At 69.5% G+C, this 22,331-nt stretch carries 21 protein-coding genes; 10 read left to right on the top strand and 11 right to left on the bottom strand.

Features of this window, described 5'->3' with window-relative positions; all coding sequences use genetic code 11:
* Positions 1-49: 49 nt before the first annotated feature.
* Positions 50-955: a LysR family transcriptional regulator gene (locus ACTWJ8_RS20265; protein WP_356386472.1), complete on the top strand. Its 906-nt coding sequence runs from the start codon at positions 50-52 to the stop codon at positions 953-955.
* A gap of 59 nt (positions 956-1,014) precedes the next feature.
* Positions 1,015-1,497 carry an NUDIX hydrolase gene (locus ACTWJ8_RS20260; protein ID WP_356386475.1) on the top strand — a complete coding sequence of 161 codons (483 nt, stop codon included), beginning with the start codon at positions 1,015-1,017 and terminating at the stop codon, positions 1,495-1,497.
* A 37-nt stretch (positions 1,498-1,534) separates the two neighbouring features.
* Here ACTWJ8_RS20260 and ACTWJ8_RS20255 read toward each other — a convergent pair whose 3' ends face one another.
* Positions 1,535-2,893, bottom strand: a complete 1,359-nt coding sequence (locus ACTWJ8_RS20255) for a globin domain-containing protein (RefSeq protein ID WP_443259944.1) — start codon at positions 2,891-2,893, stop codon at positions 1,535-1,537.
* A gap of 580 nt (positions 2,894-3,473) precedes the next feature.
* Between ACTWJ8_RS20255 and ACTWJ8_RS20250 the strand changes: the two genes are divergently transcribed.
* Positions 3,474-4,352: a GNAT family N-acetyltransferase gene (locus ACTWJ8_RS20250; RefSeq protein WP_356386481.1), complete on the top strand. Its 879-nt coding sequence runs from the start codon at positions 3,474-3,476 to the stop codon at positions 4,350-4,352.
* Between the two features lie 68 nt (positions 4,353-4,420).
* On the opposite strand, the gene ACTWJ8_RS20245 is transcribed toward ACTWJ8_RS20250, so the two are convergent.
* Entirely contained in the window at positions 4,421-4,840 is a 420-nt protein-coding gene (locus ACTWJ8_RS20245) for a GlcG/HbpS family heme-binding protein (RefSeq protein ID WP_443259943.1), read from the bottom strand.
* Between the two features lie 81 nt (positions 4,841-4,921).
* Positions 4,922-6,127: an MFS transporter gene (locus ACTWJ8_RS20240; RefSeq protein WP_443259942.1), complete on the bottom strand. Its 1,206-nt coding sequence runs from the start codon at positions 6,125-6,127 to the stop codon at positions 4,922-4,924.
* 142 nt (positions 6,128-6,269) lie between these two features.
* On the opposite strand from ACTWJ8_RS20240, the gene ACTWJ8_RS20235 reads away from it, so the two are divergent.
* Together ACTWJ8_RS20235 and ACTWJ8_RS20230 are read left to right on the top strand one after the other, a co-directional pair.
* Positions 6,270-6,728 (top strand): MarR family winged helix-turn-helix transcriptional regulator, encoded by a 459-nt coding sequence (locus ACTWJ8_RS20235; RefSeq protein ID WP_356386489.1) that lies wholly within the window; start codon positions 6,270-6,272, stop codon positions 6,726-6,728.
* A 43-nt stretch (positions 6,729-6,771) separates the two neighbouring features.
* Positions 6,772-7,224 carry a GNAT family N-acetyltransferase gene (locus ACTWJ8_RS20230; protein ID WP_443259941.1) on the top strand — a complete coding sequence of 151 codons (453 nt, stop codon included), beginning with the start codon at positions 6,772-6,774 and terminating at the stop codon, positions 7,222-7,224.
* 92 nt (positions 7,225-7,316) lie between these two features.
* Here the strand turns inward: ACTWJ8_RS20230 and ACTWJ8_RS20225 are convergent, their stop codons facing one another.
* Positions 7,317-8,699 (bottom strand): serine hydrolase domain-containing protein, encoded by a 1,383-nt coding sequence (locus tag ACTWJ8_RS20225; protein WP_443259940.1) that lies wholly within the window; start codon positions 8,697-8,699, stop codon positions 7,317-7,319.
* An 89-nt stretch (positions 8,700-8,788) separates the two neighbouring features.
* A complete protein-coding gene (dnaB, locus tag ACTWJ8_RS20220) occupies positions 8,789-10,267 on the bottom strand; it encodes a replicative DNA helicase (RefSeq protein ID WP_356386497.1) in 1,479 nt (492 codons plus the stop codon).
* A 459-nt stretch (positions 10,268-10,726) separates the two neighbouring features.
* On the opposite strand from dnaB, the gene ACTWJ8_RS20215 reads away from it, so the two are divergent.
* The gene (locus ACTWJ8_RS20215) at positions 10,727-12,064 is read left to right on the top strand and encodes an MATE family efflux transporter (protein WP_356386500.1); all 1,338 of its coding nucleotides are present in this window, start codon (positions 10,727-10,729) and stop codon (positions 12,062-12,064) included.
* A gap of 171 nt (positions 12,065-12,235) precedes the next feature.
* Here ACTWJ8_RS20215 and rplI read toward each other — a convergent pair whose 3' ends face one another.
* The 4 genes from rplI to rpsF form a co-directional block, all read right to left on the bottom strand.
* Entirely contained in the window at positions 12,236-12,682 is a 447-nt protein-coding gene (rplI, locus tag ACTWJ8_RS20210) for a 50S ribosomal protein L9 (RefSeq protein WP_356386503.1), read from the bottom strand.
* A gap of 18 nt (positions 12,683-12,700) precedes the next feature.
* A complete protein-coding gene (gene rpsR / locus ACTWJ8_RS20205; RefSeq protein WP_003949403.1) occupies positions 12,701-12,937 on the bottom strand; it encodes a 30S ribosomal protein S18 in 237 nt (78 codons plus the stop codon).
* A gap of 63 nt (positions 12,938-13,000) precedes the next feature.
* Positions 13,001-13,597, bottom strand: a complete 597-nt coding sequence (locus ACTWJ8_RS20200; RefSeq protein ID WP_356386506.1) for a single-stranded DNA-binding protein — start codon at positions 13,595-13,597, stop codon at positions 13,001-13,003.
* 76 nt (positions 13,598-13,673) lie between these two features.
* Positions 13,674-13,964, bottom strand: coding sequence for a 30S ribosomal protein S6 (gene rpsF / locus ACTWJ8_RS20195; RefSeq protein WP_164559357.1), 291 nt, complete (start codon positions 13,962-13,964; stop codon positions 13,674-13,676).
* Between the two features lie 287 nt (positions 13,965-14,251).
* On the opposite strand from rpsF, the gene ACTWJ8_RS20190 reads away from it, so the two are divergent.
* The 3 genes from ACTWJ8_RS20190 (at position 14,252) to ACTWJ8_RS20180 (ending at position 16,888) form a co-directional block, all read left to right on the top strand.
* Positions 14,252-14,572 carry a hypothetical protein gene (locus ACTWJ8_RS20190; protein ID WP_356386509.1) on the top strand — a complete coding sequence of 107 codons (321 nt, stop codon included), beginning with the start codon at positions 14,252-14,254 and terminating at the stop codon, positions 14,570-14,572.
* 104 nt (positions 14,573-14,676) lie between these two features.
* Positions 14,677-15,798 (top strand): peptidoglycan bridge formation glycyltransferase FemX, encoded by a 1,122-nt coding sequence (gene femX / locus ACTWJ8_RS20185; protein ID WP_356386512.1) that lies wholly within the window; start codon positions 14,677-14,679, stop codon positions 15,796-15,798.
* Between the two features lie 58 nt (positions 15,799-15,856).
* A complete protein-coding gene (locus ACTWJ8_RS20180) occupies positions 15,857-16,888 on the top strand; it encodes an alanine racemase (RefSeq protein WP_443259939.1) in 1,032 nt (343 codons plus the stop codon).
* Positions 16,889-16,907: 19 nt separating this feature from the next.
* On the opposite strand, the gene ACTWJ8_RS20175 is transcribed toward ACTWJ8_RS20180, so the two are convergent.
* Together ACTWJ8_RS20175 and ACTWJ8_RS20170 are read right to left on the bottom strand one after the other, a co-directional pair.
* The gene (locus ACTWJ8_RS20175; protein WP_443259938.1) at positions 16,908-18,419 is read right to left on the bottom strand and encodes a glycosyltransferase family 87 protein; all 1,512 of its coding nucleotides are present in this window, start codon (positions 18,417-18,419) and stop codon (positions 16,908-16,910) included.
* Between the two features lie 130 nt (positions 18,420-18,549).
* The gene (locus ACTWJ8_RS20170) at positions 18,550-21,276 is read right to left on the bottom strand and encodes a transglycosylase domain-containing protein (protein ID WP_356386520.1); all 2,727 of its coding nucleotides are present in this window, start codon (positions 21,274-21,276) and stop codon (positions 18,550-18,552) included.
* Positions 21,277-21,650: 374 nt separating this feature from the next.
* Here ACTWJ8_RS20170 and ACTWJ8_RS20165 point away from each other — a divergent pair, with 374 nt between their 5' ends.
* Positions 21,651-22,331 (top strand): PadR family transcriptional regulator, encoded by a 681-nt coding sequence (locus ACTWJ8_RS20165; protein WP_356386522.1) that lies wholly within the window; start codon positions 21,651-21,653, stop codon positions 22,329-22,331.

Below are 22,331 nucleotides of genomic sequence, written 5' to 3'. Positions count from 1 at the left end.
TATTTATAGTTGGGCGCGGTTCGGGGGCCGGGGAGGGAGGCGTGCCGCGATGGATCTCGCGTTGCTGCGCACCTTTGTGACGGTGCACCGCGCCGGTTCGTTCACCCGTGCCGCCGCCCTGCTCGGCCTGTCCCAGCCGGCGGTCACCTCCCAGATACGCACGCTCGAGCGGCAGTTGGGCCGCCCGCTCTTCCTGCGCCAGGCCCGCGGGGTGACGCCCACGACGATCGGCGACGAGCTGGCCCACAAGGCGGCCCCGCATCTCGACGCGCTCGTGGAGATCGCCGAGACGGGGCTCGACGAGGAATCGGCCCTACGCACGCTGCACCTGGCCGGTCCGCCGGAGTTCACGGCCGAGCGCGCGCTGCCCGCGCTCACGGCCCTGAACCGCGACGACGGGCAGGGCATCGCGTTACGGGCGAGCTTCGGCACGGCCGAGGAGACCCTGGAAGGGCTCGCCGCGGGGCATCACGATCTGGCCATCGCGACGGCCCGTCCACGCGGCGCCCTGCTCACCGCGACTCCGCTCTGCGACGAGGAGCATGTGCTGGTCGCCGCCCCTCGGCTCGCGGCCCGGGTCGGCCCCGGCATGCTGCATCGCGGCGCTGCGCCGTCCCTGGAGAAGTTCCCGGTGGTCGAGGTGCACGAGTCGCTGCCCCTGGTCACCCGCTACTGGGCGGCGGTCTTCGACTGCCGGCCCGCCGTATCCGGCACGGTCGTGGTGCCGGATCTGCGTGCGGTCCTCGCCTGTGTGATCGCGGGAGCGGGACTCGCCGTCCTGCCGCGCTATCTGTGCGAGGGGAGCCTGGAGCGCGGGGAGATCGTCGCCCTGCTCGACCCGCCCGTGCCCCCGCTGCGCACGTACTTCTTGGTGGTGCGCACCGGCACACTCGCCATGCCGCATATCGCGCGGGCGCACGAGTGGCTGCTGCGCGCTGCCGTCGACTGGTCGTGAGCGGGACGGTGCGCGGTACGGGATGTTTCACGTGGAACCAGCCGGGCCACATTTCTCCCATGACCGTCCGACCCGTGGTCAAGCGCACCGCACGTGCCGTCCTGCTGGACGGCGACGACCTGATTCTGATCAAGCGGACCAAGCCCGGCGTCGATCCGTACTGGGTGACCCCCGGTGGCGGTGTCGAGCCGGATGACACGACCGTCGTCGATGCCCTCCATCGAGAGGTGCACGAGGAACTCGGCGCCAAGATCGTCGATGTGGTGCCCTGCTTCGTGGACACCGTCGAGCACATCGGCGAGGACGGCGGCGCGACCGGCGTGAAGGTCCAGCACTTCTTCGTCTGCCGCCTGGAGTCCATGGACACCGACCAGCGGCACGGCCCCGAGGTCGAGGACCCGTGCGGCAGCTACGAGATCGTGCGGGTGCCGTTCACCCGCGTCGGTATCGCCTCGGTCCATCTCGTGCCGCTCTCGCTGCGCCACTACCTGGACGGCAACATCGAGGGCGTACGGGCGATGCACGCGCCCGACCTGGGCTGACACCCGACCACCCGGGGCCGTTGGCCTGCGGCGGGGCTCAGTCCGCCGCGACCAGGTCCTCCACCGAGTCGTGCCGGATGCGGCTGCCGGGGATGCCGATGCGCCGCAGGGTGTCGATGCTGCTGCGGATCATGCCGGGCGGGCCGGAGAGATAGGCGTCGTACTCGTTCCAGGGCCCGTACTCCCGCACCGCGTCCGGCAGCTGGAGATGGGCCTGCTGGTCGATGATCGGGCGCACCGAGAGCCACGGGTGGCTCTGCTGGAGGCGCAGCATCGTGTCGATGTCGTACAGGTCGTGATGGGTGCGGGCGCCGTAGAAGACCTCGACCGAGCGCTGGTGCCCGTGCTCGGCCACGTCCTCGACGAGCGCCTTGATGGGCGCGATGCCGGTGCCGCCGCCCAGACAGAGCAGTCCGCTGTCGGTGGTGTGGTCGACGGTCATGGAGCCGGCGGGCGGGCCGAGGCGCAGCACGTCGCCGGGGCGTGCCCGGTGCACCAGGGCGTTGGAGACCCAGCCGGCCGGGACCGCCTTCACGTGGAACGAGAGCAGCCCGTCCGAGCGGGGCGCGGACGCGAACGAGTAGTGCCGCCAGATCCGCGGCCACCACGGCGTCTCCAGCGTCGTGTACTGCCCGGCGAGGAACGGGTACGGCTGGTCGGGCCGCACCGTCACGACGGCGACGTCCGGCGTGCGCAGATCGTGCGAGACGACCTCGGCCATCCACCAGGCCGGTGCGGTCAGCTCGTCCTCGGCCGCCGCGTCGATCATGACCTGGGAGATCGTCGTGTACGTGCGCACCCACGCGGCCTCGGTCTCCGCGCTCCACGTGGTCGTGGCGTACTGGGTGAGCGCGGCGATCAGGCACTCGCCGACGGCCGGGTAGTGCTCGGCCTGTGTGCCGTACTTGCGGTGTCCGCGCCCCAGGTTCTTCAGGTACGGGACGAGGACGACCTTGTCGTCGATGTGCTCGGCGGCGGTCAGCAGCGCCTTGAGGATCCGGTCGCGCTGGGTGTCCATCGCCGCGGGGAAGAGCGGGCGCAGCTCGGGGTGGCGCACGAAGAGCAGGGCGTAGAAGTACGAGGTGACGCGGTCGGCGACGGGGCCGATCTCCTCCATCGTGCGGCGGACGAGGATCGCGTCGGGCGAGGCGTGCGAGGGAGCGGTGCGCGCGGAGGCGGCCGGGGGGCCGGGCGTCTCGGCGGCACGGGGCGGGGCGGGCTGGTGCGACGGCTGTGCGGTCGGGCGCTGCCGGGGCTCCGGTATTCGGTGCTCCTCCGGCACGGCTTCCTGTCCGGAATCCGTGGTGGACGGCTGCGGGGCCTTGCGCGGCGTGAACCAGCCGTCTCCGCCGTCCGGACCGGAACCGGCCGACGGCGTAGTGGTCGGAGCGTCCATGCTGTGCCTCGCCTCGAACATATTTCGGTCGGTCAACGTACTTCCGAGCTGCTCCCGCTCGGAATCTGTGGGCTTTCCCCCGGCGTGCCTCGACGACAATGCAGTCCACATTGAACACTGCATTCCGGACGGCTACTGACAAGTAAGCCAAGAGTGTGACATTGTCCGCAGTCCCCTCACCGCAGCCTGCCACCCGGCGGCATTGCCTCGAACGCAAAGCGGAAAGTGCAGGTCTTCGATCTCTCCATCCCGTTAGGCTGCGTTGGCCTGCGCGCATCACGGGCTTCCCCTCGGCCTTCCGCGGCCACCCGGTGCGATCCGGATCCGACCATACCGGCCGCCCCGAGGGCGACAACCCCCTCCCGGCATAAGCGCGGATTAAGCGTTCCTCGGCCGGTTCGTAAATTGCTCAATTAGCGGCTGTGGGGCGCCAATTAGCACGCCGTGCGCCTTCGCATGCCGACAAGAGCCGCCCCCCGGCGCCATGTTTCACGTGAAACTCCCCGCGTGGGCGAAAGCACCGGGGCACTGTGGAGAAAGCGGTGGACGCCACCGGGTGAAGTCCGACAGCCTGACCTGCGTGTCGACACCTTCGCTCTCCGACCTGCCCATCCGCCGGCTCACCCCGCGCGACGTCCTCGCCTGCGCCGACCTCTCCGAGAACCGCGGCTGGCCCCGCGAGGAACACAAATGGCGGCTGCTGCTCTCCGCCGGTACCGGATACGGCATCGACGACCCCGACGGCGGACTCGTCAGCGCCTGTGTGGTGACCGATTACGGCCCCCGGGAGCGGCCCGAACTCCGCGCGATCGGCATGGTGCTGGTCGCCGAGCGCCATGCACGCCAGGGCGTCGGCAGGCGTCTGATGCGCCACGTCGTCGAGCGGGCGGGCACCACGCCGCTCACCCTCCACGCGACGCCGTACGGGCGGCCGCTCTACGAGGAGTTGGGATTCAAGGTCACCGGGCGGGCCGAGATGGTGCGCGGCCGGTTCGTCGCGGGCGGGGACGACCGGCCCGCCGTCGCCACCCGCGCGGCCACGGCGGAGGACCTTCAGGCGATTCTGCGCCTGGACGCGGAGGTGTTCGGCCCCGACCGTACGCATGTCCTCACCCGACTCCCCGCCTTCGCCGACCAGTTGCGGGTGGCGGTGGACGACGGCCCCGATGGTGCGCTCATCGGCTACGCGGCCGCCTGGCCCAACGAGGACACGCACGTCATCGGCCCGCTCGTCGCCCGGGACGCCGCGACGGCGCAGGCCCTGGTGGCCTCGCTCGCGGCGGGCACCGACCGGCCGCTGCGCACCGACATCGACGTACGCCACGAGGAACTGCTCGGCTGGCTCAAGGAGCACGGGCTCGAGGGCATCGCGCTCAACGCGGTGATGAACCACGGGGCTTCGGACCTGCCCGGCGACTGGACCCGCCGCTTCGCTCCTCTGACGGTGGCCGCGGGCTGAACGCACGTCCGCCCCAAGCACCGCTCTGACGCGGTTACTTGGGGCGAGTCCGGGGCGCTCCCGCGTCGTTACGCGAGGGCCTCCACGGCCGCGGTGGCGAAGCCGTGGTCCTGCTCGGGGGCGCCGCCGCCGACGCCGATGGCGCCGATGAGGCGGCCGTCGCGGTGGATCGGCAGTCCGCCGGCGATGAACAGCAGCGGCCGGTCGAGCGCGGTGGGCAGACTGTGGAAGGGTCCTTCGGGCTTGACCAGGTCGACGAGCTCGGCGGTGGGCGCGTTCAGCTGGAGCGCGGTGTACGCCTTGCGGGTGCTGGTCTCGCCGGAGATGAGGACGGCGCGGTCGTCACGGCGGAAGGCCAGGAGGTGGCCGCCCGCGTCGAGGACGGTGACGCTGACCGTGATCCCGGCCGCTTCGGCGGCGAGGCGGGCGGCGGAGACCAGGGTCTCGGCGTCCTGCGTGCTGAGCGGGGTGACTGCGGTGGTGCTCATGAGGTGGTGCTCCTTGCGGGGTGGTGCTGAGGGGGGGCTGCGGAGCGGGGGCGGCGTCGGCCCCGCTCGCCGGAGGTCGGGTCAGTGGTGGGCGGGCTCGGCGTGCGGCTGCTCGGCGGCGGCGACGATCCGGCTCGGGGTGGTCGAGCGGCGCTCGAGAGTCGCGGACACCACGGCGAGCACGAGGGCGGCCGCGGCGAGCAGGGCGCCGACCCAGTTCGGGGAGGTGTAGCCGAAGCCTGCGGCGATGACCATGCCGCCGAGCCAGGCGGAAAGCGCGTTGCCGAGGTTGAAGGCGCCGATGTTGACGGCGGACGCCAGGGTCGGGGCGCCGGACGCCTGGTCGAGGACGCGCTTCTGGAGCGGCGGCACGGTGGCGAAGCCGAACGCGCCGATCAGCACGATGGAGATCGCGGACAGGATCTCGTTGTGCGCGGTGAACGTGAACAGCGCGAGCACCAGGGCGAGCGCGCCCAGCGACACGTACAGCATCGGCATCAGGGCACGGTCGGCGAACTTTCCGCCGATGAGGTTGCCCGCCACCATGCCGAGGCCGAAGAGGACCATGAGCCAGGTGACGGAGCCGTCCGCGAAGCCGGCGACGTGCGTCATCATCGGCGCGATGTAGGTGATGGCCGCGAAGACACCGCCGAAGCCGAGCACGGTCATCGCCATGGCGAGCACGACCTGCACGTTCTTGAACGCGGCCAGCTCGTGGCGGAGCCGCACGCCCTCCGGCTTGGGCAGGTCGGGGACGAGCTTGGCGATGCCGGCGAGGCCGATGACGCCGAGCGCGGCGACGACCGTGAAGGTCACGCGCCAGCCGACGGACTGGCCGATGAACGTGCCGAGCGGGACGCCGACCACGTTGGCGACGGTCAGACCGGTGAACATCATGGCGATCGCCCCGGCCTTCTTCTCCGGCGCCACCAGCTCGGCGGCGACGACGGAGCCGATGCCGAAGAACGCGCCGTGGGCGAGCGAGGCGACCACGCGGCCGATCAGCATGACGGCGAAGACGGGTGCGATGGCGGAGAGCAGGTTGCCGACGATGAAGAAGCCGAGCAGGCGCATCAGCATCCGCTTGCGCGGGATGCGCGTGCCCAGGGCCGTCATCAGCGGGGCGCCGAACATCACGCCGAGCGCGTAGCCGGTCACCAGATAGCCGGCCGTGGGGATGGAGACGCCGAAGTCACCCGCGACCTCTGGGAGCAATCCCATGATCACGAATTCCGTGGTTCCGATCCCGAAGGCCCCGATCGCGAGGGCGAGAAGCGCGAGAGGCATGGAGGGGTCCCTTCCAGACTGTTGCGGGTGCGCTTTACGAGACCTCACAATAATTGCGTACGCGGGTTAATTGCAAGCGCGGGCAACCGCGAACATCGACTACCCTGGGCTGAGCCGCTCCGGGACGGAGGAATCACGAGTCATGACCGCCACAGACCCCGCACTGACCGCCCTTGCTCAGGGCTGGTGCGCGCTCTCCCTGCTGCACGGGAAGATCGAGAGCCACATCGAGCGCGCGCTGCAGGCCCAGCACGGGTTGAGCGTGCGCGAGTACTCGCTGCTCGACGTTCTGAGCCGACAGCACGACGGAGAGGGCGGACATCTGCAGATGAAGCAGGTGGCCGACGCCGTCGTCCTCAGCCAGAGCGCGACCACCCGACTGGTCACCCGGCTCGAGGAGCGTGGCCTGCTCTCCCGCTATCTGTGCCCGACCGACCGCCGAGGCATCTACACGAACGTCTCCGAGGAGGGCTTCAAGCTCCTGGAAGAGGCCCGCCCGACGAACTCGGCGGCCCTTCGGGAGGCACTCGACGCCGCGGCCGAGAATCCGGACCTCGCCCCCTTGGTCAAGGCGGTCGAGGGGCTGCACGCCGTCGCCTAGGCCGCGGCCCCGCCTGCGGAGCGCCCCGCATAGGCTGCGGGCCATGGGAGATCTTGAGATCAGGCCGGCCGCCGTCGACGACGTGCCGGAGATTGTCGCCATGCTGGCCGACGACCCGCTGGGCGCTCAGCGGGAGTCGCCGGACGACCTCACGCCGTACCTCGCCGCGCACGCGCGCCTGAATGCCGATCCGAATCAGCATCTCGTGGTCGCCGTGCGCGAGGGCCGCGTGGTGGGGACGCTTCAGCTCAGCATCATCCCGGGACTCTCCCGCAAGGGCTCCACCCGCTCGATCATCGAGGGCGTCCGCGTCCACGCGGACGAGCGCGGGAGCGGCCTCGGCACCCGCCTCATCGAGTGGGCCGTCGACGAGTCCCGGCGCCAGGACTGCCAGTTGGTGCAGCTCACCTCGGACGCCACCCGCACCGACGCCCACCGCTTCTACGAGCGGCTCGGCTTCGTGAGCTCGCACCTGGGCTTCAAGCTTCAGCTGTGACCGGGAGAAAACTTCGGCTGGGACCGGGAGGTCTTCAGCCGGGACCGCGTGGAACAGGGCGTCGTTTCACGTGAAACGACGCCCTCGGCGCCTCAGCGAGGAAGCCCCCGCCAGCCCTCCGGATCCACTCCGCCGGGGATCGGCCCGTCCACCGGGTACGGCTCACGCGTGAAGACGAAGGACCCGAGGTCGAGGTGGCTCACCGAGCCGTCCTCCCGCCGCACGGCACGGAGCGGCTCCCCCGCGTAGTAGCCGTCGAGCCCGGTCCAGGTTCCGTCGCCGTTCGACCGGAAACGGGAGCGCCGACCGCCCGCGGCCGCGGGGCCGATCTCCACGCCGCCGTCGGCCGCCAGGCGCAGCACCACGGCCTGCGTCCCCCAGAACCACGGCCCGGCCAACTCCAGTACCGACGGATTCACCTCGGGCAGCGGGCGCCACGGCTCGGGCAGCCTCGGCTCCGCCTCAGCGACGATCGCCAGCAGCTCGGCGGCGAGCGTCGCCGCGGGCACCCCCGAGGTGCAGTTGGCGAGTGCTACCGCCACGAGCCCCTCCTCCTCGCAGAGCCACAGGCCCGCCACGAACCCGGGCAGCGAACCGCTGTGCCCGGCCAGGGTGAGGCCGCCGCCGCGCACCACCTGCATGCCGAGCCCGTACGACGCCTCCCAGTCGCCCGGCACGACCGGCGCGGCCGGCGTCCGCAGCTCGCGGACGGAATCTGCGCTCAGCACCCGGTCGTCGCCGACTGCGAGGAAGGAGGCAAAGACCGCCAAGTCCCTTGTCGTCGACCAGAGTTGGCCCGCGGGCGCCATGAGGCCCAGGTCCTCGCTCGGCTCCGGAAGCAGCACATCGGCGTACGGATGCACCGCCCAGCCCCCGGCATGCGGCTGCTGCGGATGGGCGCTGGTCCGTGTCAGCCCCAGCGGCTCGAGGATCTCCCGGCGCAGGGCCTCCTCCCAGGGCACCCCGCGCACCGCCTCGACCAGGGAGCCGAGGATCGTGTAGCCGGGGTTCGAGTAGTGGTGGCGGCGACCGGTGGGGTGCCGGAAGGGCTGCTCACCGAGGACGTCGGCGAGGGTCGGGCGGAGTTCGGCGGAGCTGCGCTCCCACCATTCCCCCGGGGGCTCCGCGGCCAACCCGCCGGTGTGGGCGAGGAGTTCGGCGATGGTCACCGCACCGGCGCCCGTGCCGGGCAGATGCTTGTCCAGCGGGTCCGCGAGGTCGAGCAGCCCCTCGTCCCGCAGCCGCAGCACCAGCACGGCCGTGAAGGTCTTGGTGATCGAGCCGATCCGGTACTGCACTTGCTCGTCAGGGCCGTGTCCGTCCACCGAGGTGCGCGAGCCGGTCCACACCAGCTCGCCGTCCCGCGCGACGGCGGCCACGAGCGACGGCGCGCGGCCCTCGCGCTGTGCCACGGCGATCCGGTGCAGCAGGGCGCGACGCGTGGTGGGCAGCAACTCTTCCGGGGATGTCGTCATGCGCCCAGTCCATCCCGCGCGCCGACGCGCGTCGAGCGGATTTCACCCGGGGCGGATCTCCGCGCGGATCAGGTCCGCCGCCCGCCCGATCAGGTCTGCGCCATGTCCACGAAGCGCGAGTAGTGGCCCTGGAAGGCGACGGTGATCGTGGCCGTCGGACCGTTACGGTGCTTGCCCACGATGATGTCCGCCTCTCCCGCGCGCGGGGACTCCTTCTCGTAGGCGTCCTCGCGGTGCAGCAGGATGACCATGTCCGCGTCCTGCTCGATGGAGCCGGACTCACGCAGGTCGGACACCATCGGCTTCTTGTCCGTGCGCTGCTCGGGACCACGGTTCAGCTGTGAGAGCGCGATCACCGGGATCTCCAGCTCCTTGGCGAGCAGCTTCAGGTTTCGGGACATGTCCGAGACCTCCTGCTGACGGCTCTCGGAGCGCTTCGAGCCACCGGCCTGCATCAGCTGCAGATAGTCGATGATCACGAGCTTGATGTCGTTGCGCTGCTTGAGGCGGCGGCACTTCGCGCGGATCTCCATCATCGACAGGTTCGGGGAGTCGTCGATGTAGAGCGGCGCGGCCGAGACCTCGGGCATGCGGCGGGCGAGCCGCGTCCAGTCCTCGTCCGTCATCGTGCCGGAGCGCATGTGGTGCAGGGCCACGCGCGCCTCGGCCGACAGCAGGCGCATCGCGATCTCGTTGCGCCCCATTTCGAGGGAGAAGATGACGCTGGGCAGGTTGTTCTTGATCGACGCCGCGCGCGCGAAGTCCAGCGCCAGCGTCGACTTACCCATGGCGGGGCGGGCCGCGATGACGATCATCTGGCCCGGGTGCAGACCGTTGGTCAGCGAGTCGAAGTCGGTGAAGCCGGTCGGCACACCGGTCATCTCGCCGCTGCGCGATCCGATCGCCTCGATCTCGTCGAGCGCGCCCTCCATGATGTCGCCGAGCGGGAGGTAGTCCTCGCTGGTGCGCTGCTCGGTGACGGCGTAGACCTCGGCCTGCGCCTTGTTGACGATCTCGTCGACGTCGTCGTCGCCCGCGTATCCCATCTGCGTGATCCGCGTGCCCGCCTCGACGAGACGGCGCAGCACGGCGCGCTCATGGACGATCTCCGCGTAGTACTCGGCGTTTGCCGCCGTGGGGACCGTCTGCACGAGGGTGTGCAGATACGATGCGCCACCCACCTTGTTGATCTCGCCGCGCTTGGTCAGCTCGGCGGCGATGGTGATCGGGTCGGCGGGCTCGCCCTTGGCGTAGACGTCGAGGATCGCCTGGAAGATCGTTTCGTGGGCCGGCTTGTAGAAGTCGGCGCCCTTGATGACCTCCACGACGTCCGCGATCGCGTCCTTCGACAGCAGCATGCCGCCGAGCACGGACTGCTCCGCGTCCAGGTCCTGCGGAGGGACGCGCTCGAACGTGGCCGGGCCCTCGTCCCAGCCGCCGCCCTCGCGGCCCCGCTCGTGCTGATCGCCCTGGCCTCGGCCACCGCCCCGGAACGATCGGGAAGGGGGGAGGCGATCACTGGGACCGTCGTCGGCCCAGGGGTCGTCCAAAGGCTCGGAGATACTCACCGGGCCGCCTCCTCCCGTCCGCCGAGCGGACCTCGCCGTGCCCCTCATTCCTACGGCACGACACTGACAAATCAGAGGCCCAACTCCGCTTTCGACGCGTCGGTTTTGTGAGGTTTCCGAGGTCGCTGGACATGGTGGGCGCCGCACTACGGTAGGCGCGTGGGCACCGTCAGCCAATCTGGTTATCCACAAGCGGTGTGGATGACGGCCCCCTCGCTGTGGAGAACCGGGGAAAACCTGTGCACGACACGGTGGACAGGGCTGTGAACAAGCACTCAGCCGATCCCACACATGGGGCCTGACCTGCGGTTTTTCCATCCACCGGCTGTGCAGGAGAAAAACTTCCCCAGTCGGACCAAGATCGCCCGTGGCCCCGCCGCGCGACACGCGGAAGAGCTCCAAAAGTAAGGGGCTCTATCGCTTTGCATCTCTTACCTGTGGAAGATTAGATTGGTGTCCATGACACAGGCTCCCGCGACACCCAAGGCCGCCCGACGCCGGCACGACCGAGAGATCGTCGCCCTCGCCGTTCCCGCCTTCGGCGCACTCGTCGCCGAGCCGCTCTTCCTCATGGCCGACAGCGCCATCGTGGGTCATCTCGGCACCTCGCAGCTCGCCGGTCTCGCCGTCGCGTCGGCCCTCCTGCAGACCGCGGTCAGCGTCTTCGTCTTCCTCGCCTACGCGACCACCGCCGCGGTCGCCCGTCGCGTCGGATCCGGCGACCTGAAGTCCGCGATCCAGCAGGGTATGGACGGCATCTGGCTCGCCCTGCTCCTCGGCATCGTGGTCGTCGCGGTCGCGCTGCCCACGGCCCCGGCGCTGGTCGAACTCTTCGGCGCCTCCGACACGGCGACGCCCTACGCGATCACGTATCTGCGCATCTCCTCGCTCGGCATCCCACCGATGCTCATCGTCCTCGCCGCGACCGGCGTGCTGCGCGGGCTCCAGAACACCAAGACCCCGCTCTACGTCGCGGTCGCCGGCTTCATCGCGAACGCCGGACTGAACGCCGCGCTCGTCTACGGCGCGGGTCTCGGCATCGCCGGCTCCGCCTGGGGCACGGTCATCGCCCAGGTCGGCATGGCCGCCGTCTACCTCGTCGTCGTGATCCGCGGAGCTCGCCGCCACGGGGCGTCCCTGCGGCCCGACGCGGCCGGCATCCGGGCCTGTGCCCAGGCGGGCGCGCCGCTTCTCGTCCGCACCATCTCGCTCCGCGCGATCCTGATGATCGCGACGGCCGTGGCGGCGCGGCTCGGCGACGCCGATGTCGCCGCGCACCAGATCATCCTGTCGCTGTGGAGCCTGACGGCCTTCGCCCTTGACGCCATCGCCATCGCGGGTCAGGCGATCATCGGCCGCTATCTCGGAGCGGACGACGCACCGGGCGCGCGTGCGGTCTGCCGTCGAATGGTGGAGTGGGGGATCGCCGCGGGCGTCGTTCTCGGCGTGCTGATCGTCGCGACCAGGCCGCTGTTCGTCCCGCTGTTCAGCGGCGATCAGCTCGTGCAGGACGCCGCTCTGCCCGCTCTCATCGTCGTGGCCCTGGCCCAGCCCATCTGCGGGATCGTCTACGTACTCGACGGCGTCCTGATGGGCGCGGGCGACGGGCCGTATCTGGCCTGGGCCATGCTCATCACGCTCGCCGTCTTCACCCCCGTGGCGCTCCTGGTCCCCGTCCTCGGCGGCGGCCTCACCGCGGTGTGGGCGGCGATGGCGCTGATGATGACGGTCCGGATGATCACGCTCTGGGTCCGCTACCGCTCGGGGCGCTGGGCCGTGACGGGCGCGACCCGCTGACGCGAGCGGCTCACTACGGGCCGGCGAGCCGTTTCACGTGAAACAGCCGCTCTCTTCGGACGCCTCGTTTCACGTGAAACACGAGCACAAGAAGCACGGACCACAAGCATGTGGGGCCGCACCCCGGAGGGTGCGGCCCCACATTCGCTTCAGCGCTGCTCAGAGCAGGACTCAGGCGGAGACAACCTCGATGTTGGCCTTGGCGGCAACCTCGGGGTGCAGACGCACGGACACCTCGTGGGCGCCCAGCGTCTTGATCGGCGAGCCCAGCTCGACGCGACGCTTGTCGACCTTCGGGCCACCGGCAGCCTCGATCGCCGAAGCGATGTCGGCCGGGGTGACGGAACCGAAGAGACGACCGGCCTCGCCGGAGCGGACAGCCAGACGGACCTTGACGCCCTCGAGCTGGGCCTTGATCTCGTTGGCCTGCTCGATGGTCGCGATCTCGTGGATCTTGCGAGCACGACGGATCTGCTCGACGTCCTTCTCGCCACCCTTGGTCCAGCGGATAGCGAACTTCCGCGGGATCAGGTAGTTACGGGCGTACCCGTCCTTGACGTCGACGACCTCACCGGCGGTGCCGAGGCCGGAGACCTCGTGGGTCAGGATGATCTTCATGTGTCGGTCACCCTTTCCTTATCGCGCGGTGGACGTGTAGGGCAGCAGCGCCATCTCACGGCTGTTCTTGACGGCCGTGGCGACGTCACGCTGGTGCTGCGTGCAGTTGCCGGTCACGCGGCGGGCACGGATCTTGCCGCGGTCGGAAATGAACTTCCGCAGCATGTTCGTGTCCTTGTAGTCCACGTACGTGACCTTGTCCTTGCAGAAAGCGCAGACCTTCTTCTTCGGCTTGCGCACAGGCGGCTTCGCCATGGTGTATCTCCTGTGTGATCAAGAATGTGGGGTACGAGCCCGGTCCCCGAGAGGGACTGCTCCCTAGAAGGGGGGCTCGTCCGAGTAGCCGCCGCCGGAGCCGCCGGAGCTTCCGCCCCAGCCGCCCCCGCCGCCCTGCTGGCCGCCGCCGGCCGGCGCACCGGTCGCCCAGGGGTCGTTGGCCGGGGCACCGCCCTGGCCGCCCTGCTGACCGCCGGGGCCGCCGCCCCAGCCGCCGCCACCCTGCTGCTGACCGCCGCCGCCGAAGCCGCCGCCGCCACCCTGGCCGCCACGACCGGGGGTCTTGGTGACCTTGGCGGTGGCGTAGCGCAGCGAGGGGCCGATCTCGTCGACCTCGAGCTCCACGACCGTCCGCTTCTCGCCCTGCTGGGTCTCGTACGAACGCTGCCGCAGACGTCCCTGAGCGACGACGCGCATGCCACGCGTCAGCGACTCGGCGACGTTCTCCGCGGCCTGACGCCAGATCGAAGCGCGGAGGAACAGCGCGTCGCCGTCCTTCCACTCATTGGTCTGGCGGTCGAACGTCCGGGGCGTCGACGCGATCGTGAAGTTCGCGACGGCCGCGCCGGACGGGGTGAAGCGCAGCTCGGGGTCGTCGGTCAGGTTTCCGACGACGGTGATAACGGTCTCGCCTGCCATGGGGGAACCTCTCGGCGGGTTTGCTGCTTGGCTGCTTGCTGCTACTCGAGTCCCGAGTGCCGCTGAACTAGGAAGTTCAGTGGGTCTCGGGGCGGAGGACCTTGGTCCGGAGGACCGACTCGTTCAGGTTCATCTGGCGGTCGAGCTCCTTGACGACCGCAGGCTCGGCCTGCAGGTCGATGACCGAGTAGATGCCCTCGGGCTTCTTCTTGATCTCGTACGAGAGACGACGACGGCCCCAGGTGTCGACCTTCTCCACCTTGCCGTTGCCCTCACGGACAACAGACATGAAGTTCTCGATCAGGGGGGCGACAGCGCGCTCCTCCAGATCGGGGTCGAGGATGACCATCACCTCGTAGTGACGCATGTGGAACCCACCTCCTTTGGACTCAGCGGCCACGGTCGTTCCGTGGCAGGAGGGTTGTTATGCGTGAGCAACGGTATCGGCCACCACTGACAATCGGGTCCCGCCGAGCGGATCCGCGCTGATCAGTGGAGTGAGCCCCTGGTCGGGGGCGTGAACAGACACCGGTGCAGACGGTACAGAGTACCCGCACCTCTGCTTCCGGTTGAAATCCGGCAGCCCGGGGACGCAATCTGTACACATCGGGTGTGTACGGCGCTACGATGCGCCGCTTCCGCAGGAGGTGCCTCATGGCACAAGTAATGCGTCCCAACAGCACCGCTTCCTCCTCTCTTTTCGCCACGGACGGCAAGCCCCACCCGCTGCCGGACTCCCTGCTCGGGATCACCGTGGTGCTCGGAGCGATCGCGATCATCACGTCGATCTGGCCCGGGCTTCACCTCCTCAGCTCCTGGGCAGGCCTCATCGGCATCCTGTCCGGGGCATACGGCCAGTTCGTCTCCGAGACCACCAGGGAGCGGTTCGGCCTGATCCTGGGCCTGGGAGCGTCGGCCATCGGCTTCTTCATCGGCATGGCCCACGGCGGCCTCTTCGGCGGCGTCATCGGCTGAGTCCCATACGGCCGGTCGGGGCGCTCCCAGGGCGCAGTAGGCTTCGGCGCGAGAGCCGGAGCCCCTGTACCCATGGGGACACACCAGCCCGAGGAGCGCCCCGAATGAGCCTGACCCTGAGGACCATCAGCCGAGAGCAGCATCTGGCGTACATCCAGAGCCTGCCGTCGGCGAGCCACATGCAGGTTCCCGCATGGGCAGATGTGAAGGCGGAGTGGCGCTCCGAGCACCTCGGATGGTTCGACGAGCGCACCGGCGAGATGGTCGGTGCGGGCCTGGTCCTCTACCGCCAGCTGCCCAAGATCAAGCGCTACCTCGCGTACCTGCCCGAGGGCCCGGTCATCAACTGGTTCGCGCCGAACCTCGAAGAGTGGCTGCGCCCGATGCTCGCGCACCTGAAGCAGCAGGGCGCCTTCTCCGTGAAGATGGGCCCGCCGGTCGTCATCCGCCGCTGGGACGCGCCCTCCATCAAGAAGGGCATCCAGGACGCGGACGTGAAGCGCCTGCGCGACATCGAGGCGGACCACATCGAGCCGCGCGCCTTCGAGGTCGCCGACAAGCTCCGCCGCATGGGCTGGCAGCAGGGCGAGGACGGCGGCGCCGGCTTCGGTGACGTACAGCCGCGCTACGTCTTCCAGGTGCCGCTCGCGAACCGTTCGTTGGAAGAGGTGCACAAGAACTTCAACCAGCTGTGGCGCCGCAACATCAAGAAGGCAGAGAAGGCCGGCGTCGAGGTCGTCCAGGGCGGCTACCAGGACCTCGCCGAGTGGCAGCGCCTGTACGAGATCACGGCCGAGCGCGACAAGTTCCGCCCGCGCCCGCTGTCGTACTTCCAGCGCATGTGGACGGCCCTCAACACCGAGGACCCCAACCGCATGCGCCTCTACTTCGCGCGGCACAACGGCGTGAACCTCGCGGCGGCCACGATGCTCGTCGTCGGCGGGCACGTCTGGTACTCCTACGGCGCCTCCGACAACATCGGCCGCGAGGTGCGCCCCTCCAACGCCATGCAGTGGCGGATGCTGCGCGACGCGTACGCGCTCGGCGCCACCGTCTACGACCTGCGCGGCATCTCCGACTCGCTGGACGAGACGGACCACCTCTTCGGCCTGATCCAGTTCAAGGTCGGCACGGGCGGCCAGGCGGCCGAGTACCTGGGCGAGTGGGACTTCCCGCTCAACAAGCTGCTGCACAAGGCGCTCGACATCTACATGTCGCGGCGCTGAGCGCCCGGCACAATCTCACCTAGCTCCGTACTCTCCACGAAAGGTTCCGGGACCGGCCATGGCGCTCACGCTCTACGTCGACACCGCGCGCTGGCGGGCACACCACAAGCACGTGCTCGAGCAGTTTCCGGGGCTCGTGCCCGTCTGCAAGGGCAACGGCTACGGCTTCGGCCACGAACGGCTGGCGGAGGAGGCCACCCGCCTCGGCACCGACGTCCTGGCCGTCGGGACCACGTACGAGGCCGCCCGGATCAAGGACTGGTTCAGCGGTGACCTGCTCGTCCTGACGCCGTTCCGGCGCGGCGAGGAGCCGGTGCCGCTGCCCGACCGGGTCATCCGCTCGGTGTCCTCCGTGGACGGTGTGCACGGCCTCGTCGGCGCCCGTGTCGTCATCGAGGTCATGTCCTCGATGAAGCGGCACGGCGTCACCGAGCAGGACCTGCCGCAGCTCGCGCACGCCATACAGGACGTGCGTCTCGAGGGCTTCGCGATCCATCTGCCGCTGGACCGCACCGACGGCTCGGACGCCGTCGAGGAGGTCATCGGCTGGATGGACCGGCTGCGCACCGCCCGCCTTCCGCTGCACACCATGTTCGTCAGCCACCTGAAGGCCGACGAGCTGGCGCGGCTTCAGCAGCAGTTCCCGCAGACCCGCTTCCGCGCCCGCATCGGTACGCGGCTGTGGCTGGGCGACCACGAGGCCACCGAGTACCGCGGCGCCGTCCTCGACGTCACGCGCGTCGCCAAGGGCGACCGGTTCGGCTACCGCCAGCAGAAGGCCCCCTCCGACGGCTGGCTGGTGGTCGTGGCGGGCGGTACGTCGCACGGTGTGGGCCTGGAGGCCCCGAAGGCCGTGCACGGTGTCATGCCGCGCGCCAAGGGCGTCGCACGGGCCGGCCTGGCGACGGTGAACCGGAACCTGGCGCCGTTCGTCTGGGCGGGCAAGCAGCGCTGGTTCGCCGAGCCGCCGCACATGCAGGTGTCGATCCTGTTCGTGCCGTCCGACGCCGCCGAGCCGCAGGTCGGCGACGAGCTGGTGGCCCACCTGCGGCACACCACGACGCAGTTCGACCGCCTCGTGGACCGCTGACCGCCTCCGGGCGCCCCCGCTAGAGGGGGTTGCCCGGGGCCCGGCCCCAGGCGACCTCGGCCGGGCCCTCCGTGGCGTGGGCGGCGTGCCGGTGCCGACGCGGCCGGGTCGCCTGCCCCAGCACGAAGACGTCCTTGGCCCCGTCCAGGACGCCGCCTGTCGGATCGTCCTCACCGGAGCGGCGCACCACGTCCCGCTCCGGCATCCAGATGTCCCGCACGATGACGGCGCACAGGTAGAGCGTGCCCAACAGGTGCAGCGCCACGACCAGTTGGTAGCCGTCCTCGGGCAGTCCCTGGTGCTTGTCCCCGCTCGTCGTGTACGCGAGGTACAGCCAGATCCCGAGGAAGTACGCGACCTCGCACGCCTGCCAGATCAGGAAGTCCCGCCACTTGGGGCGGGCGAGCGCGGCGAGCGGGATCAGCCACAGGACGTACTGCGGTGAGTAGACCTTGTTGGTGAGGATGAAGGCCGCCACCACCAGGAACGCGAGCTGCGCGAAGCGCGGCCGGCGCGGTGCGGTGAGGGTGAGCGCGGCGACGCCCAGGCAGGCGAGCAGCATCAGCGTGGTGGCCAGGGTGTTGACCACGTCGGTGTCGAGGGGCGTGTCCCGGTTCTGGGAGATGATCAGCCAGAACGAGCCGAAGTCGACGCCGCGCTCCTGGCTGAACGTGTAGAACTTCGACCAGCCCTCCCGCGCGAGGATCATCACCGGCAGGTTCACGGCCAGCCACGAGACGACGGCGCCGAGGGCCGCCCTGCCGAACTCCCGCCACCTTCCGGCGCGCCAGCACAGCACGAAGAGCGGGCCGAGCAGCAGCACCGGATACAGCTTGGCGGCGGTCGCGAGCCCGAGCAGCACGCCGAAGGCGAAGGTCCTGCCCCGCGACCACATCAGCATCGCGGCGGCCGTGAGCGCCACGGCGAAGAGGTCCCAGTTGATGGTGGCGGTCAGCGCGAAGGCGGGCGCCAGAGCGACCAGCAGGGCGTCCCAGGGGCGCCTGCGGTGCGTGCGGGCGACGCAGACGGCGATCACCGCGGCACAGATCATCAGCATCCCGGCGTTGACCATCCAGTACACCTGCTCCTGGTGCTGGATGGAGCCGCTGCCGGGCGTCAGCCACGCGGCGACCTCCATGAACACGCCGGTGAGCACCGGGTATTCGAGGTAGTCCATGTCGCCGGAGAGCTTGTCGAAGTACGGCACGAGCCCATCGGCGAAGCCGCGGCCCTGGTAGAGGTGCGGGATGTCCGAGTAGCAGGCGTGCGTGTACTGGGAGCTGGCGCCGTAGAACCAGGCCCCGTCGTAGCAGGGGAACTTCTGGACCATGCCGAGCGCGAACATGCCGAGCATGACGAGCGCGATCACTCGGGCGGGGGACCACTTCGAGACCCCGAGCAGCGCCCGCCGCCCGATGGGCCCGCCGATGAACTCGGCGCCGACGGCCGCGACCTCGTCCTCTCTGGTCGGCCGTACCTGCTCAGGCTCCGGCTGCTGCGGATTCGTGCTCGTCGTCTCTGCACTGGGCATGCGGCACATCCTGCCGTACGAGGCTGAGAACGGGGCGAGGGCCGCCACACCCGGTGGGGTGTGACGGCCCTCGTCTGCCGTGGAACACGCAGCGTTTCACGTGAAACACGCTGCGTTGAGGCCGAGTCGGCTACTTGTCCGGGCCTCCGAAGAGGCCGCCTCCGTTCCCGTTGCCCGGGCCTCCGGTGTCGTCGGTACTCCCGTCGGTCGGCGTCGAGGACGCTCCGCCGTCGGTCGTGCCGCCGGTGTCCGTGCCACTGGTGGTGCCGCCGTTCTCGTTCTGGCAGGCCCAGTCCCACTTGTTGCAGGACTCCGTGGGCGACGGCGACGGGGACGAGCTCTCGCTGGTCGACGGGGACGGCGAGGCGGTCTCGGACGGCGTCGCCGACTGGGTCGGGGTCGGCGTCGGGCTCGGGGTCGCACCCACGACCTTGCCGATCGGACCCGGAACCGGGAACGGCTGGTTGGGCTGGCCCTTCAGAGCCTGCGCCATGTAGTCGTGCCAGATCTCGGACGGGAACGACGCACCGTGGATCTTCTCCTGACCACCCGTGCCGTACATCTCCAGGAACTTGCGGTTCTGGGACTTCTCGTTGTCGTCCATCCGGTACATCGTGATCGCGGTGGACAGCTGCTTGGTGTAGCCCACGAACCAGGCGGACTTGTTGCCGTCGGTGGTACCGGTCTTGCCGGCCACGTCGCGGCCCGGCAGCCGCGCCGCCGTACCCGTGCCCTTGTCGACGACGGTCTTGAGGACGTCGGTCACGTTGTCGGCGACGTTCGTGTCGAACGCGCGCTTCGGCGTGGACTTGTACCGGAAGACGTTCTCGCCCTCGTGGTCGACGGACGTGACCGAGTACGGGTCGTTCTGCTGGCCACTGGTCGCGAACGTGCCGTACGCGCCCGCCATACGGATCGCGCTCGGGGAGGACGTACCGAGGGAGAACGAGGGGTAGTTGGAGTCGGCGAAGCTGGCGTCCAGGATGCCGGCCTTCTTCGCGGCGGCGCGCACCTTGTCCAGACCGACGTCCATGCCCAGCTGCACATAGGCCGAGTTCACGGACTCGCGCATCGCCTCGCGCAGATCGATCTGGTAGCTGGGCCGGTTGTACGACTGCTTACCGTCGTTCGTCTGGTTCCACTGCTTGCCCTTCTCGTTCGTCCAGATGTCGCCCTTCCAGTCCTTGATCTTGAGCCCGTTCTTGCCGCTGTAGAGGCTCTTCGGAGAGGCGATCGTCCGCATGTCCTCGCCCTGCTCGGCGGGACCGTTCGGGTCGCGGACGCCGTACTGGAAGGCGGCCGCGAGGACAAAGGGCTTGAAGGTCGAACCGACCTGGGCGCCGGTGACGTCGGCGTTGTTGGTGAAGTGCTTGGTGGCGTCCTCACCGCCATAGATGGCCTCGATCGCACCCGTCTGGGGGCTCACGGAGGCACCGCCGAACTGCACGTACCGGTCCACGTACTTGCCGTTGACCTTGCGATTCTTCTTGAGGTTCTCCTTGCGAACCTTCTTCACGGCGTTCTCGAGCTCGTGCACCTTCTTCTTCTTGAAGGTGGTGTGGATCTCGTAGCCGCCCTTCTGCAGGTCGTCCTCGGTGATCTGGCCGTTGCTGTTCTTGACGGCGTTCGCCTTGGCGAGGTCGACGAGATAGCCGATCTGGCCACCGAGCTGCGCGTTGGAGCGCGGGCTCTGGAGCTTGGGGAAGTCCTTGTACTTCGCCCGCTCGCTCTGGCTCAGGCGTCCGTCCTTCGTCTCCTCGTCGAGGATCCACGCCCAGCGCTTCTCGGCGCGCACACGGTTCTTCTGCGGCGTCGCGTTGACCGGGTCGATGCCGGGCGAGCCCGCCGGGTCGTAGTACGTCGAGCCCTTGAGCACGGCCGCGAGGAACGCGGTCTGGCTGGGGTTGAGCTTCGTGGCGTCCTTGTTGAAGTACGCGCGGGCGGCGGCCTGGATGCCGTAGGCGCCGCGGCCGTAGTAGGCCGAGTTCAGATAGCCGGCCATGACGTCGTCCTTCTTGACGGTCCGGCCGACCTTTATGGAGACGAACAGCTCCTTGAGCTTTCGGGTGACCGTCTGGGACTGGTCGTCCAGCATCGCGTTCTTGACGTACTGCTGGGTGATGGTCGAGCCACCCTGGGTCTCGCCGCCCTTGGCCATGTTGAACACGGCGCGGGCGATGCCCATCGGGTCGACGCCCTTGTCCGTCTCGAACGTCTTGTTCTCCGCCGACATCACGGCGTAGCGCATGGACTTCGGGATGTCCTCGTACTTGATGATCTGCCGGTTGGTCTCGCCACCGGTGGCGACCATCTGGGAGCCGTCGGCCCAGTAGTACACGTTGTTCTGCGCGGTCGCCGTCTTGGCCGGATCGGGGACTCCCACCAGCGCGTACGCGATACCGGCCGCGACCATCATGCTGCCGAAGAGGCCGACGCACATGCCGGTCACGAGCCGCCAGGACGGCACCCAGCGACGCCAGCCGTGCTTGTACGCACGCGGGTAGTCGATGAACTTCTTCTTCTCCGGGCCACCGCCGCCCGCGCCGTACGCGCCTCCGGCTCCGCCGCCGTGGCCGCCGCGGCGACCTCCGCCGCCGGCCCCAGCGCCTCCGGATGACCTACGCCGGCCGCCCCGCTGGGCGGCCCTCCGGGCTTCGGCTCGACCGCCCCAGGGACGGTCCTCCTCCTGATTCCCGTACGAACCCGTTGAACTCGGGGCGTCATAGGAAGCGGAGGGAGAGGCAGAGCCTCCACGCGGCGCCGCGCGGCGGCCCGATGGTGCTCCGAATGCTCCGCGACGGGCCGCGGCGCGCCCACCGCCTTGCGGCTGCGGCGGTTTGCGACGGTGCTCGCTCATCGAACGACTACTCCTCGGGCAGGCGCGAGGTCGCGCGCCTGGAAACGGCGTCTGGTTTCCGGTCCCCCCGGAGTACGGATGCGCCCCTCTCGGCACTCACCCGCACTACACCGGGGACGACGACGCCCTCAGGCGTCACTTGGTTCCCGGTGGTCTGCATGGCGGACAGACTACGCACCGTCAAAACCCTCCTAGGGCCGAACTTCACCCCAAATCAGGCAACTCGATTCCTACGAATCGGTGATGTGACGCCGTTCACCGTGACCGCACTTGCCGCAGCAGAAGAGCAGTTCTATCGTCTGGATGTATCGAGTCGATACATCAGCTCGACATAAAGAGTCGATGCGAAGGACCGCAGCAGAGAGGAGGCGACCATGAGCCGACGCTCCGGCATCCTCGAGTTCGCCGTTCTCGGCCTGCTCCGCGAGTCCCCGATGCACGGCTACGAGCTGCGCAAGCGACTCAACACTTCACTCGGAGTCTTCCGAGCCTTCAGCTACGGGACGCTGTACCCCTGCCTCAAGACGCTGGTCGCGAACGGCTGGTTGATCGAGGAATCGGGCTCCGGCACCGCCGACGCCGCCGCGGCACCCCTCGCAGGGCGTCGCGCCAAGATCGTCTATCGGTTGACGGCGGAAGGTAAGGAGCACTTCGAGGACCTGCTCTCGCAGACCGGCCCCGACGCATACGAGGACGAGCACTTCGCCGCGCGTTTCGCCTTCTTCGGGCAGACGTCGCGGGACGTGCGGATGCGCGTCCTCGAGGGCCGTCGCAGCCGGCTGGAGGAGCGCCTCGAGAAGATGCGCATCTCCTTCGCCCGCACCCGCGAGCGCCTGGACGACTACACGCTCGAGCTTCAGCGACACGGCATGGAGTCCGTGGAGCGCGAAGTGCGCTGGCTGAACGAGCTCATCGAGAGCGAGCGCGCGGGCCGTGACCAACGAGGCTCCGGCCCGGGGGACGCGGCTCAGCAGGACACATCTGGAGAGACGGGCGGCCTGCCCCGGCACCGGGACAGCACCCGGCCGGATCCGTCCGACGACACCGCCACGTGA

The organism is Streptomyces sp. SDT5-1 (assembly GCF_052245995.1).
Taxonomy (GTDB): Bacteria; Actinomycetota; Actinomycetes; order Streptomycetales; family Streptomycetaceae; genus Streptomyces.
This window is presented reverse-complemented; position numbering and strand designations above follow the sequence as displayed.